The organism is Actinoplanes sp. NPDC019969 (assembly GCF_055562375.1).
This window is the reverse complement of record NZ_JBVHFK010000019.1, coordinates 30,635-42,710: the sequence shown is the minus strand read 5'-3', so window position 1 is coordinate 42,710 and position 12,076 is coordinate 30,635. Positions and strand designations below refer to the sequence as shown.

Sequence of the window (12,076 nt, the reverse complement as noted above, 5' to 3'; positions counted from 1 at the left end):
AAGCCCCGTCACCAGCGGTGATGCACCCACTGACAGCAACGATCCAGGTGCTGATCGGCCACGCGGGCGCCTGTTAACAAGTTGTTGACTCACCATTCCCGCAGCGCGCGCCACGACAGCGGAATCTGACCCATCAGCCGATGTCGAAATCGCCGAACTGTTGCCAGATTGCTGCCAGACGGGTGACCGATGATGCTCGTCGATTCCGACGCGACGGGGGCGAGAATGGCGTTCGAGGACGACGAGGCGACACCCGTACCGGCCAACGTGACGGCGCTCGCCACCGGCCACGATCTGGGCGAGCTGATCGGCCGCCGCGACGACGACGGCGTGCTGCGCGCCGTGGTGTACGCGTTCGCCTGCACCCTCGTCTGCCTGGCCGCCTCGTTCGGCCTGTTCCACCTGGCCGGGACGGTGCTGCCGGCGCTGATCTGGCTGGCCGTCCCGGCGCTGCTGCTCAGCCTGGCCCTGCTCGGCTGGACGGTGCTGGTGGCGCTCCGCGGCAGCCATTCCGCCTACGCCTACGAACGCGGCCTGGTGCACGTGCGCAACGGCAGGGCCAGGGCCGCGCTGTGGATGGAGATGGAACGCCTGGAGATCCACGTGCTGCGCGAGGACGGGCAGAACTCCGTCTATCTGCTGTGCCCCTCCGGCCAGGCGGTGATGCGGGTCGCCCCGCTGCTGGAGAGCCGCCCCGACGGCACCCGCCACGACGCCTTCGGCACGATCCTGACCCGCCGGGTCGCCGACGCCGGACGGCCGGTCGTCCACACGCTGGTCAGCGGGTAGCTGTCACATTCCGGCGGCCTCGATCGTCCCCCTGGCGACCATCCACAGGAGGCTCCATGTCCGCCGCGTACGTCACCGTCACCCTCGTCACCGCCTTCCTCACCGGCAGCGCCGCCGTCTTCTACCTGATCGGCCACGAGTACCCGAAGTCCCAGGCCGACATGAAAGGCATCCCCCGCGGGTACGTCCCGGTGCTCGGCGGTCTGCTGGCCGCCGGCACCATCGGCCTGCTGACCGGCTTCGCCGTCCCCGCCGTCGGCGCCGCCGCCGCGGTCGGCCTGGTCCTGTACTTCACCGGCGCCCTCGTCGCCCACCTGCGCGTCGGCTCCCGCAACCTGATCGGCTGGGCCGTCTTCTTCACCACCGTCCTCACCGACCTGGTCATCACCGTGATCCACCTTCACTGACCCCCGGCCGGCTCTACCCGGGAAGCGGGAGAAGCTCCCAGCCACGCGCCTGCCACGGCCCGTCCCCGCAGCGGAGGGCCTCGGCCAGTTCCTCAGCCGTACCCCTGGCGAGTCGCGCGTCCTCCACCGTCATCCACCCCGCCCGGCGCGCCTCGTCGTACTCGTCCCAGTCCTCGATCTCCACCCGGGACCCGTTCTCATGACGGATCGGGTCGAGTTCCAGGTCGATGAAGCGCCAGCCGTGCGGCGTCTGCTCCGGCGGCAGGCACACGTCGATCTCGAGCCGCGGATCGGCCGGGTCCGCGACCCACCACGCCACCCACGGCCGCCCCGCCGCCAGCAGCACCACGATCGGCACCGGCAGAACCCCGCTGTCGTGCGGCGCGCCCCACGGCGACCCGATCGGCCCCCGCAGCCAGACCCCGTCATCGTCGCTCCGGATCGTCTCCAGGTCGAACCAGTAGAGCCCACCGGGCCGTTTGATCTTCTCCAGCCGCATGCGCCGCCTCCCCCAAGGTCCGAGCAGTTCGGCCGGCTCCAGCGTGTCACGGCCGACATCCGTCCGGCCACGAGCCCTCGAACCGCCGGACCGGATCCGACGCGATCCCCTCCTTCGATCCGGCAGAGCCGTTCGGTCAGGTCAGGTCGAGGCCGGCGATCCCCGCGGCGATAGGCTCGGCCGATGGCAGTGATCGCGCAGATCTCTCTCGGGGTGCAGGACGCGGAACGGGCGGGGGCCTTCTGGACCGGGGCGCTCGGCTACGTGCGGCGGCCACCCCGCTGGGACGGCGACGACTGGATCGTGATCCAGCCGCCGCCGGGTGCGGCCGGTGCGCCGATCGCGATGGACTGCAGTGAGACCCCGGTTCAGGACCTCCCCCGGATCCACTTCGACCTGGATGCCGGCGACGTCGACCTGGACGCCGAGGTGGCCCGGCTGGTCGGGCTCGGCGCGCGGCACGTGGACTGGCCGTTCTACCCGAAGCCGGGCGAGGCGCATCCCGCCGAACCGGCCTACGTCGTCCTGGCCGATCCGGAAGGCAACCGCTTCTGTGTCAGCGGCAGCCGTCAGAGCGGCTGAAAGTCCCCGGGCGCGGCGGCGTGCCGGGCGGCGAGGGCCGCGGTGAGCCGTTCGCTGTCCGGCATGAGCCGGTGGTACTCCCCGGACAGCCGGTCGTCGGCGTCATCGTCGTCGGCAGCGGTGGGCAGCGCGTCGATCACCGCGGCCACGTCGTCGAGCCCGAAGTAGCGGGCGGCAGCGGCGGCGGCGGCTATCTCGCCGGGTTCGCAGCTGTTCGCGGCGTGGTGCGGGCCACCGTTCTGGACCATGCCGTCGACCAGCAGCAGCGCGCCGAGGTGCTGATCGCCCACTCCGGCGCCGTCGCCGGTGCAGGCCCGGTTCCAGATGTCCCTCAGCAGATCCTCGTCCGTCACCCCCACAGTGTGGCGTGATCGGCCGGAGCGGGGACGGCGAGGCCCGGCCCTGGCCCGGGCGGGCCAAGCCAGGAGCGAGGCGAGGTGAACCGGCCACGGCGCGAGGTGGCTCGAGGGCGGAAAGGGGACCACAGGATCCCGGCCGAGCCGGTAGGTTCTCCGCCATGCCATCGATCGACATCTCGGACGTGATGGATTTCCTGGTGGACCGCCGGGCCGCGAGTCTGCCCCCGGAGGGGCTCGCGGAGATCGTCACCTCGATGGCGTGGTCGCTGGACGAGCAGGCGAACGTCCTCCCGGTGGCGCGCGGCTGGCTGGCCGGTGACGACGAATACCGCGCGGCGGTCGCATTGTGGATCGACGATTTCTTTCCGGCTGATTCCCGGGCCGGTCTGATGGCGATCGCCGAGGACATGGCGAAACGTTTTCCGGCACTGGCGGAACGCGCCCAGGAATGGATTCGGCGGTGGGACGCGGCGCACGCGGCGGCGTCGCGCTAGGGTCGGTTCATGGACCCCATTCTCGTACTCGGTGGCACCGGAACGGTCGGCAGCCGGGTCGTGACATTGTTGCGCGATTCCGGAGAGGACGTGCGGGTGGCGGCACGCCACTCCGGACAACGATTCGACTGGGCCGATCCAGGAACGTGGGCGGGCGCATTGTCCGGCGCACCGAAAATGTTTCTCCTTTTACCGGATCACACCGGATTACCACCGGAATTCCTCGGCGAGGCACGGCGGGCGGGGGTACGGCGGGTCGTTCTGCATTCGGATCGCGGCCTCGAGGTGATGGGCAACGACAATCTGCAGAACGCCGAGCAGGACGTCCGCGACAGCGGCCTGGACTGGACCATTGTCCGCCCCGACTGGTTCCACCAGGATTTCGAGACGTTCTTCCGGCCCGCCGTTCTGGCGGGGCGGCTGGCGGTGCCGGTGCCGACCGCGCGGCAGGGATTCATCGACGCCGTCGACATCGCGGCCGTCGAGGTCGCGGCGCTGACCGGTGACGATCTGGTCGGTGAGCTGGTCGAGATCACCGGCCCGCGGGCGCTGTCGTTCGGTGAGGCGGCCGGCGAGATCTCCCGGGTCACCGGTCGCGAGATCGTCTTCGACGGCGACCCTGAGGCGTACCGGTCGGCGATGCGCGACGGCGGCCTGCCGGACGAGGTCGTCGACATGCTGGTGGCCGGTTTCACGGCACTGGAGGCACGCGGCGACACCGTCCCGACCGGCGTGGTGGAGAAGGTCCTGGGCCGGCCGGGCGTGGACTTCTCCGCGTACGCCGCCGTTGCCGCCGCCCGCGGCGTGTGGAACCCCTGAGGATCAGTTGGACCAGGTGTAACCGGCGAGGGCCGCTCCCGGCCCGGTGAGCACGGCGGCGATGGTGGCGAGCAGGAATGTCACGACGGTCAGGATCACGGTTCGCGGGCGCATCTCGGTCTCCTCACATGCGGCGGGCGTGCCTGCCGTGCACGATATCGACTGTTGTCACGTTGCGGCAGGCGCCCACCATGGAGGGTATGGCCGAACTGTATGAGTACCGCGTGGTGGAGATCCGGGAGAAGATGATCGGCGGCAAGATGTCCGGCGACAAACTGGAACGGGTGCTCAACGAGCACGCCGACCAGGGCTGGCGGCTCAAGGCGATCACCTCCGCTGATGTGAAGGGCCGGGTCGGGCCCGGCGGGGTCGAGGGTCTGCTGGTCACGTTCGAGCGACCGCGCCGCTGAGCGGGACGCCGTCACCGGGGTGACGTGACGAGGGTCAGGTCACGGATCACCTCGGACGCGGCGACCGCGCCGAGGGCCGTGAACGCCTGCGTGCCGCCCTGCCCGTGGACGTAGATGGCGTCCAGTGTCTGGTCGCCGAGCTCCTCGGGCAGGCCCACGGCGATGCCCGGGTCGAGTTCGACGACGACGGTGAAGTCGCCGGTGATCCGCTCGATGCGGTTCTGCACGCCGGCGTCCTCCGGGGTGGTCCGCCGCCAGCCGCGCCGTTCCAGCCCGAGCAGCCGGCCGGCTGGCGTCACCGCGCCGACGAGCCGTTTCAGGTCGACGTCGGCGGTGGGGTAGGTCTCGCGGGCCAGCTGCGGGAACGGCTGGAGGATCTCGTAGTCGGCGAAGATCCCGCTCCAGCCGGGAAGATCGCCGGCCAGGTCGAGCGGGTGGGCGACACCCACCGTGACGTCGCCGGGCAGGGTGTACGGCTCGTCGGTGACGCCGGCGTAGCTGCGGTCCTCGGCGACCCGGAACGAGCCCCCGTCCGACACGGTCCAGACGAGCCGTCGCACGATGTGCCACAGGAGCGGATGGCCGGTGAAGTAGCGGGCGAACTCGCCGGGGGTCCAGCGCCGTCCGGTGGCCATGGCGTGTTCCAGGCGTTTGACCTGGTCGGCGGCGACGGCGCGGACGTCCTTCTTCAGCGCGGCGAACACCTTCCGGGACTGCTCGGCGACCGGCGTGGACGGTTTCGGCAGGTCCTTGAGGCGTTTCCCGGCGGCGTCCGACACGTACGGCTTGAGCTGCTCGTCGAACCCCACCCGGAACTCCCGGGTCCCGTAGTCGAGGGTCATGCTGCCATCGGCGGCGAGCCCGAAGTCGGGGACGAGGCGATCGCCGAGCTGCTCGGCGGTGAGCCCGAGCCCGTCGGCGACCTCGGTGATCTTCTCCTCGGCGGCCGTCTTCAAACCCTTGAACCTGGCGCGCTGGGCGATCCCGTACAGCCGCATCAGGGCCGCGTCGCTGCCGATCGCCGCCAGCGCCCGGACCCCGGTGACCGCCTTCGCGTGCCCGCCGTCGCCCGGCCACGCCAGGATCAGCGGGGTGAGCCGCTGGACCGTCGTGTCGTCGCCGAACAGCGCCAGGGCGTCGAGCGCCCATCCCTGCTTGGGGTCCGCCCCGGCCCGCTGCCACGCCTCGAACAGCTCCCACGCGAACTCGGCGAGGTCGCCGGGCTCGCAGGCGGCGGCGACGTGAGCGACACCGGCGTACGGCTCCTCCATCGTGGCGATCGCCAGCATGGTGATCAGGGCCTCGACCGCCGGCGGCGGCAGCGCGCCCGACCCGTCGCGCAGCCGCACCGGCGGCAGGGTGGCCGGCACCGCCCACGGCGGGTTCGCCGGGAGCCGGGCGGGCAGCAGCATCAGCGGGTCACGGTCGAGCAGGGTGGCGATCGCCGCGGAGGCGGCCGGACCGTACCCGGTGGCGGCCGCCCGGACGGTCTCGGCGGGCAGGGCCAGCAGCGCCGCCTCGGCCTGCCGCCGGGCCGGGCCCATCCGGCCGAGCGCGGGCGGGATCAGCGCGCGGGCCGCGACGCCGGCGTGCCGCAGCAACCAGGTGAGCGCGGCCGGGCGGGCGCTCTTCATGCGCGCGTACCGGTCGGCCATGAACACGGCGACCGACGGCGACGAATAGGGCATCAGCACGTCGGCCATGGCGGGCAGTCCCTCGGCCGCACCGCGCAGGAGCGGCAGCGCGTCGAGCCCGAACCGCGCGGCCGCGACCCGCAGCCAGGGGCCGAACTGACGTGCCCGGGCCGGCTGCCAGGTCGCGAGCAGCGGCCGCACGATCTCGTCGGGGCCACCGGTGAACAGCGTCGCCGCGTGCGACTCGTTGTAGCCCGACGACACCAGGTCGGCGATCTTCTCCCAGGGGAACCAGGGATCGCCCCAGTCGCCCGGGGTGTTCAGCCACCGGTCGCGCTCACCGGGACGCCAGGCGACCGTCTCCGGGTCGTCGCAGCGCAGGCCCGCGACGACGACGGGTTTCGGCGGTGTGACGCGGCGCAGCCACGGCGGGCTGGTCAGGACCGCGGGCACGGCGGCGAGCGGCGCGAAGGTGACGCCGGCGGCGGCGGAGGCCAGGTCACGCAGCCGGCCGGCCGCCTCGGGGCCGACCGTGGGCAGCACCTCGCCGACGAGTTCCGGGTGGGCGAGGACGTGGGCCCGCAGCAGCGGCGACCCGGTCTCGGCGAACAGCCGCATCGCCCGGGCCGGGAACCGCGCCGCCGCGTCGAGCACCGCCCCCGGCACGTATTTCCGGTCGATCCGGGCGAGCAGGGCCTCGAACACGGCGTCGCCGTCCAGCTCGGTGAGCACCGCCAGGATCCGCTGCTGGGTCCCGGCGCGGTGGTACGGCTCGTCGAACCAGGTCAGCAGGGCGCCGGCCGCGGCCGGGCCGAGACCGTCGGCGATGGTGGCGAGAAGCCGCAGCATCGGCACCTGCCACCAGGAGGTGACCCTCGGGGCGAGGATCTCGGCCTGCTCCGCCGTGCCCGCCGCGGTCAGCAGGAGCACCGCCAGGTCCTGGTGGTTCGGGGCGGCCGTCCGCACGGCCTGCTCGACCCCGTCCGCCTCGCCGGGCAGCAGGACGGCGGTGGCGACGGCACTCCGGTGCCGGTACTCGCGGAGCGCGGCGACCACCTGCGCGTACTCACTGTCGGGGGCCACGGCGACGGCGGCCCGGACCCGGAGCAGGATGTCGCGTTGCGGGCCCCGGTAGGCGCTCTCGTCCAGCATGGCCTCGGCCAGGTGGAACGGGGCGCGGCGCATCGGGTCGCTCCGTTCGCGTTCGCGGCAGACCAGGCCGGCGAACTCGACCGCGGCGCGGGCGGCGAACAGCAGGCCGTGCCGGGCGATCCAGACGTCGGCGAACGGGGTGAGCAGGGCGACGGGATCCTCCGGGTGGTGCACGCGGGTGCTCAGCGCCGCGAGGACCGCCGCCGCGCCCGCCGCCGTGACGTCCGGTCCGCCGTCGAGCCAGGCCCGGCCGGCCTCGGCCAGTGGCTGTGGCGTCCCCGGCTCGTCGAGGACCGCCAGGACGGCGGCGCGCTCGGCCGCCAGTCGCTCCCCGGCCGCCGCCGCGCCCGACGTGTCGACCACGAACGGCGGCGCGCCCACACTGCCGCGTCGCACGTACCGGTGCCGTTTCACGATCGCCGGAACCTCGCCCACCCGGAACCACCCCTCCCCCATGAGAACTGCCGCGAAGGCTACCGAGGCGGTACGACATTCTCGTGCTTCACTTGCTGCCGTGACTGCCTACGTGCTTGAGCCGGACCCCACCTGGGACTGGTCGGAGGAACGGGACGGTGTTCTCGTCGTGGAGCTGTCCTGGCGGCCGGACGCGCTGGCGGGCCGCCTGGAGGACCTGGTGATCAGCCCGGAGCTGGCCGCCGAGCTGGAGACGCGCGGGGTGGGCGGATTCCGTACCGGAGCGGCCCGGGGTGTGTTCCATGAGGACGCGTTCGGGGTCGAGCCCGGGGATCAGCCACCACCGCTGCTGCGGCTGATCCCCGGCGACGACCCGGCGCAGGAGATCGCCTTCCTGCCGGGGACCGGTCTGGTCGTCAGCGAGCGGGTCCTCGGGGTGCTGCGGGAGCACTGCACGAACCTGCAGTCCACCGCGCTGCCGCCGGAATGAGCAGGCGGCGGTACGTGGCACGCGGCGTCCCGGGCGGCTACCGGATCTGGGACAGCAAGGCCCGCCGCTGGTGGGGCGACCACTACGAGCTGTGCCCCGACGACCTGCTGGACGAGCTGAACGGCCCGGCCGACCCGGCGCGCGTCACCGCCCTGCTGCGCCGGTACCGCGCCCAGCGAAGATAGGACCTGTGGCCCTGACCGGCGGATCGGCGGATCGTCAGGATGCTGACGGAGACAGCCGGTCACAATGGGGGCGGACGGTGGGAGAGGTTTTGGTCGCACGGCGGCAGCGCGACGGGCACGGGGCGGACACACCGGGCGGATCTACTCGGCCGGTGCAGATGTCGTGGGCCGAGGCCTATGCGACCGCGCGGGACAGCGCGAAACCGCTGCCCGGCGAGCTGACGCCGGTGGGCGCGGCGGCCGGGCGCGTGCTGGCGTCGGCGGTGCGGTGCGAGCGGGCGGTCCCGGCGTTCGACAACGCGGCCATGGACGGGTACGCGATCGCCGGCCCCGGGCCGTGGACGATCCGGGGACGGGTGCTGGCCGGCGCGGCGGCGAGCGCTCCGGTGGTGACGCCGGGGTCCGCGGTGGAGATCGCGACGGGCGCGCCGGTGCCGGTGGGCACCGAGGCGGTGATCCCGTACGAGCAGTGTGCCGTCGACGGCACGACGGTGCTCGCCGAGCGCCCGGAGCGCGCCCACATCCGCCGGGCCGGGGACAGCCTGGCCGTCGGCGCGCTGGTGGTCCCGGCCGGGCGGACCGTGACGGCGACCGTGGTGGCGGCCGTCGAGCAGGCCGGGGTGGACCGGGTGCCGGTGCACCGGGCGCCCGCGGTGACGCTGCTGGTCACCGGGGACGAGGTGATCGCCGAGGGGGCGCCGGGGCCGGGACAGGTCCGGGACACGTTCACCGGCCTGGTCACCGCGGTCACCGCGCGCGCCGGCGGGGTGCTGCGCGGGCGGCGGCTGCTGCCGGACCGGCGGGACCTGCTCGGCGAGGCCCTGCGCGACGCGGACACCGACGTGATCGTGGTGAGCGGGTCGTCGTCGGCGGGCGCCGCGGACCACCTGCACGACCTGCTCGGCGCGGGCGGAGCGACGTGGCTGGTGCGGGGTGTCGCCTGCCGGCCCGGGCACCCGCAGGCCCTGGCGGTGCTGCCGGACGGGCGCTGGGTGGTCAGTCTGCCCGGGAACCCGTACGCCGGCCTGGTCGCCGCCCTGACCCTCCTGGAACCGCTCCTGACCGCCCTGGCCGGGCGCCCCGCCGCCGTTCTGCCGTGCGCCCCGGTCACCGGTGACCCGAAACTGATGCCGGGCGGTGTCCGGATCGTCCCGGCCGAGGCGGACGGCACCCTGATCGGCGCCGGTTCGGTCGGCCTGCACGCGGCCGCGAACGCCGACTTCCTCGCCGTCCTGCCCGCCGACTGGAGGCCCGGCTCGCCCGCCCCGCTGCTGCGCGTCCCTTGAGCCGCCCACCGGCACGGAATCGATAGCGATACATTCCCTCGGTGATCACCCGCACCGATCTGACCATGCTCGTCGCGCTGGACGCGCTGCTGGACACCGGCAGTGTCACCGCCGCCGCGGAACGCCTGCACACCTCGGCGCCCGCGATGAGCCGGACCCTCGGCCGATTACGCCGCCACTTCGGCGATCCGCTGCTGGTCCGGGCCGGCCGCCGGCTGGTGCCGACCGAGCGGGCCGTGCGGCTGCGGCCGCGGGTGCGGGCGCTGCTGGAGAGCGCCGGCGCGGTGCTCGCCGACGACTCCTGCACCGACCCGGCGTCGTGGCGGCACACGGTGACCGTGCAGATGAGCGACATGCTGACCGCCGGGCTGGTGCCCGGCCTCCTCACGGTGATGCGCGCGGAGGCGCCGGGGGTACGCCTCCGGCTCGCCGCCGACCACGCCGAAGGCGCCGCGGCGCTGCGCGACGGCCTGATCGATCTGGAGGTCGGCGCGATCGACCACACCGACCCGGAGACCCTGACCGAGACGCTCGGGACGCTCACCCCGGCGCTCGCGGTCCACCCGGATCATCCGCTGACCCGGGGCGAGCTGACAGCGGACCGGATCGCTGCGGCCGGGCACGTCAGCGTCTCCCCCCGGGGCCTGGTGGCGGGGCCGTTCGACGAGCATCTGGCCGGGCTGGGGTTGCGCCGCGACGTGGTGGTGGTCGTTCCGGCACACGCCCCGGCGCTGCTGCTGGCGGCGTCCACGGACCTGGTCTGCCTGGTCCCGGACCGGCAGCGCGACGCCGCCGGGCGGGCCGGGCTGCGGGTGCTGCCGCTGCCGTTCGCGCTGCCGGCCACGACGATCGGGATGGCGTGGCATCCGCGGACCGACACCGATCCGGTACGGCGGTGGTTGCGCGGCCATGTGCGTACGGCGTCGCGGGCGCTGCTGTGAGCCTCGCGGATCTCAGTGGGGCGGCCCTCCGCCCACCGCCACGTCGTACAGTTCGGCGAACCGGGCCTGCCGCTCCGCGTAGTACCCGGCGTACGCGGCCCGCGGCTCGTACGTCACCCCGGTCGCCCGGGCCGCCCGCGGCACGTCCGGCGCCAGCACCCCGAGCGCGTGCAGCGCCGTCCCGCGCTGGGTGGCGCGCCGCCGGGTGACGTGGGTGACCGGCCGCCCGAGCACGTCGGCCAGCACCTGCAGCCACTCCGGCTGGTCGTTGCTGACCCGGCCCGCCGCCGCGACCTCGAGGACCTGCGGGGCGGCCGGGTGCAGTTCGCCGGCGACCCGGGCGTACGTCATCGCCACCCCTTCGACGATCCCGCGGAACAGCGCGTCGCCGTCGGTGGCCACCGACACACCGCCGAACAGGGCGCGGACCCCGCCGGCCCAGCCGGGCGCGCGTTCGCCGGTCAGGTACGGCAGCACCAGCGGGGTGGCCGTGGTGGGCGGCGCGGTGAGCACCGGCGACAGGTCCGGGCTCAGCCGCAGCGTGGCCTGCGCCCAGCTGACCGCCCGGCCGACGTCGTTGATCGCCCCGCCGAGCAGGGTGCGCCCGCCGTCGACCCGGTAGTTCCACAGACCGAACGGCAGCGGGTCGGCCGGCCCGTCGAGCAGCACCCGCAACGCGCCGCTGGTGGCGGTCGCCGCGGTGAGGACCGTCGCGTCGGTCGCCCCGGATCCGAGGTTGCTGGCCAGCCCGTCGGTGATCACCGGGAACCAGACGGCCCGGGCCAGCGCGGGCCAGCGGGCCGGGGCCGCCGCGGGCGCCGGGGCGGTCACGTCGAGCGGCGGGGACAGCCGGGCGGCGTCGAGGCCGGCGGCGTCGAGCAGCTCGGTGTCGAACGCCCCGGTACGCCGGTCGAGCAGGCCGGTCCACGCCACCGTGGACGTCCCGGCGAGCGGCTGCCCGATCAGGCGGGCCCCGACGTACTCCCCGAGCGACCACCAGGACGCCGTCCGCGCCACCAGCTGCGGCTCGGCTGACGTCAGCCAGCGCAGGCGCGGGGCGTGGTAGCTGGTGTGCAGCCGGGTGCCGGTGCGCTGCTGCACGGCGGCCTCGTCCAGCTCGGACCGCAGCGCGGTGACGGCGGCGGCGCTGCGCGAGTCGGCGTACGTCAGGCAGGGGGTCAGCGCGCGCCCGGACGCGTCGACGGCGATCAGCGAGGCGGCGAAGGTGTCCATCGCCACACCGGCGATCCGGGTGCCCAGCCGGCGGTCGGTGGTCACCGCGCCGAGGACCCGTTCCACCTCGGCGACGACCTGGTCGGGGTCGATGACCGAGGTGCCGTCGGGCGCGACGGTGAACGCGTGCGCCACCTTGTGCTGCAGGCCGCGGACCCGCCGGCCGGACGCGTCGTGCACGCCGCCGCGGGTCGCGGTGGAGCCGATGTCCAGGGCCAGGACCAGCGGATCCCGTGCCGCTTCGAGGGTGACGTCGTCGTCGGTGCGGGTCATCGGGTCCTCGTCGTCCTCGTCGCCGGCGGTCGCCATCGACCCTAACGGAGCCGTCCCGCGCCCGCCCGGGACGCGCCACCCCGAGAGCGTGTGGAATTCGGCCGCCATA

Annotated in this window: 14 protein-coding genes; 10 read left to right on the top strand and 4 right to left on the bottom strand. The window is 74.0% G+C overall.

Annotated elements, in window-relative coordinates; translation table 11 throughout:
• Positions 1 to 225: 225 nt before the first annotated feature.
• Both ACZ3II_RS39405 and ACZ3II_RS39400 read left to right on the top strand, forming a co-directional pair.
• Positions 226 to 789 carry a hypothetical protein gene (locus ACZ3II_RS39405; protein ID WP_465525186.1) on the top strand — a complete coding sequence of 188 codons (564 nt, stop codon included), beginning with the start codon at positions 226 to 228 and terminating at the stop codon, positions 787 to 789.
• 56 nt (positions 790 to 845) lie between these two features.
• On the top strand, positions 846 to 1,196 hold the full coding sequence (locus ACZ3II_RS39400) for a DoxX family protein (protein WP_465525184.1): 351 nt from the start codon (positions 846 to 848) through the stop codon (positions 1,194 to 1,196).
• A 13-nt stretch (positions 1,197 to 1,209) separates the two neighbouring features.
• On the opposite strand, the gene ACZ3II_RS39395 is transcribed toward ACZ3II_RS39400, so the two are convergent.
• Complete coding sequence (locus ACZ3II_RS39395; protein ID WP_465525182.1) at positions 1,210 to 1,695, bottom strand: ribonuclease FAU-1 family protein; 486 nt, start codon at positions 1,693 to 1,695, stop codon at positions 1,210 to 1,212.
• Between the two features lie 183 nt (positions 1,696 to 1,878).
• Here ACZ3II_RS39395 and ACZ3II_RS39390 point away from each other — a divergent pair, with 183 nt between their 5' ends.
• Entirely contained in the window at positions 1,879 to 2,277 is a 399-nt protein-coding gene (locus ACZ3II_RS39390; RefSeq protein ID WP_465525180.1) for a VOC family protein, read from the top strand.
• On the opposite strand, the gene ACZ3II_RS39385 is transcribed toward ACZ3II_RS39390, so the two are convergent.
• On the bottom strand, positions 2,265 to 2,630 hold the full coding sequence (locus ACZ3II_RS39385) for a hypothetical protein (protein WP_465525178.1): 366 nt from the start codon (positions 2,628 to 2,630) through the stop codon (positions 2,265 to 2,267). The two genes, ACZ3II_RS39390 and ACZ3II_RS39385, sit on opposite strands and share 13 nt — an antisense overlap.
• Before the next feature lie 164 nt (positions 2,631 to 2,794).
• Between ACZ3II_RS39385 and ACZ3II_RS39380 the strand changes: the two genes are divergently transcribed.
• From ACZ3II_RS39380 to ACZ3II_RS39370, 3 genes are all read left to right on the top strand, one after another.
• A complete protein-coding gene (locus ACZ3II_RS39380) occupies positions 2,795 to 3,130 on the top strand; it encodes a hypothetical protein (RefSeq protein ID WP_465525176.1) in 336 nt (111 codons plus the stop codon).
• A 9-nt stretch (positions 3,131 to 3,139) separates the two neighbouring features.
• Complete coding sequence (locus ACZ3II_RS39375) at positions 3,140 to 3,949, top strand: NAD(P)H-binding protein (protein ID WP_465525174.1); 810 nt, start codon at positions 3,140 to 3,142, stop codon at positions 3,947 to 3,949.
• A gap of 200 nt (positions 3,950 to 4,149) precedes the next feature.
• A complete protein-coding gene (locus ACZ3II_RS39370) occupies positions 4,150 to 4,359 on the top strand; it encodes a DUF4177 domain-containing protein (protein ID WP_465525172.1) in 210 nt (69 codons plus the stop codon).
• A gap of 11 nt (positions 4,360 to 4,370) precedes the next feature.
• Here ACZ3II_RS39370 and ACZ3II_RS39365 read toward each other — a convergent pair whose 3' ends face one another.
• A complete protein-coding gene (locus ACZ3II_RS39365) occupies positions 4,371 to 7,580 on the bottom strand; it encodes a DUF4132 domain-containing protein (protein WP_465525170.1) in 3,210 nt (1,069 codons plus the stop codon).
• Between the two features lie 79 nt (positions 7,581 to 7,659).
• Here ACZ3II_RS39365 and ACZ3II_RS39360 point away from each other — a divergent pair, with 79 nt between their 5' ends.
• From ACZ3II_RS39360 to ACZ3II_RS39345, 4 genes are all read left to right on the top strand, one after another.
• Positions 7,660 to 8,049, top strand: coding sequence for a hypothetical protein (locus tag ACZ3II_RS39360; RefSeq protein ID WP_465525168.1), 390 nt, complete (start codon positions 7,660 to 7,662; stop codon positions 8,047 to 8,049).
• Positions 8,046 to 8,234, top strand: coding sequence for a hypothetical protein (locus tag ACZ3II_RS39355; RefSeq protein WP_465525166.1), 189 nt, complete (start codon positions 8,046 to 8,048; stop codon positions 8,232 to 8,234). Before ACZ3II_RS39360 ends, ACZ3II_RS39355 begins: the two co-directional genes overlap by 4 nt.
• Positions 8,235 to 8,392: 158 nt before the next feature.
• On the top strand, positions 8,393 to 9,520 hold the full coding sequence (locus ACZ3II_RS39350) for a molybdopterin molybdotransferase MoeA (protein ID WP_465525382.1): 1,128 nt from the start codon (positions 8,393 to 8,395) through the stop codon (positions 9,518 to 9,520).
• Positions 9,521 to 9,561: 41 nt separating this feature from the next.
• Entirely contained in the window at positions 9,562 to 10,461 is a 900-nt protein-coding gene (locus ACZ3II_RS39345) for a LysR family transcriptional regulator (protein ID WP_465525164.1), read from the top strand.
• A gap of 12 nt (positions 10,462 to 10,473) precedes the next feature.
• Here the strand turns inward: ACZ3II_RS39345 and ACZ3II_RS39340 are convergent, their stop codons facing one another.
• The gene (locus ACZ3II_RS39340) at positions 10,474 to 12,003 is read right to left on the bottom strand and encodes an FGGY family carbohydrate kinase (RefSeq protein ID WP_465525162.1); all 1,530 of its coding nucleotides are present in this window, start codon (positions 12,001 to 12,003) and stop codon (positions 10,474 to 10,476) included.
• Positions 12,004 to 12,076 lie beyond the last annotated feature (73 nt).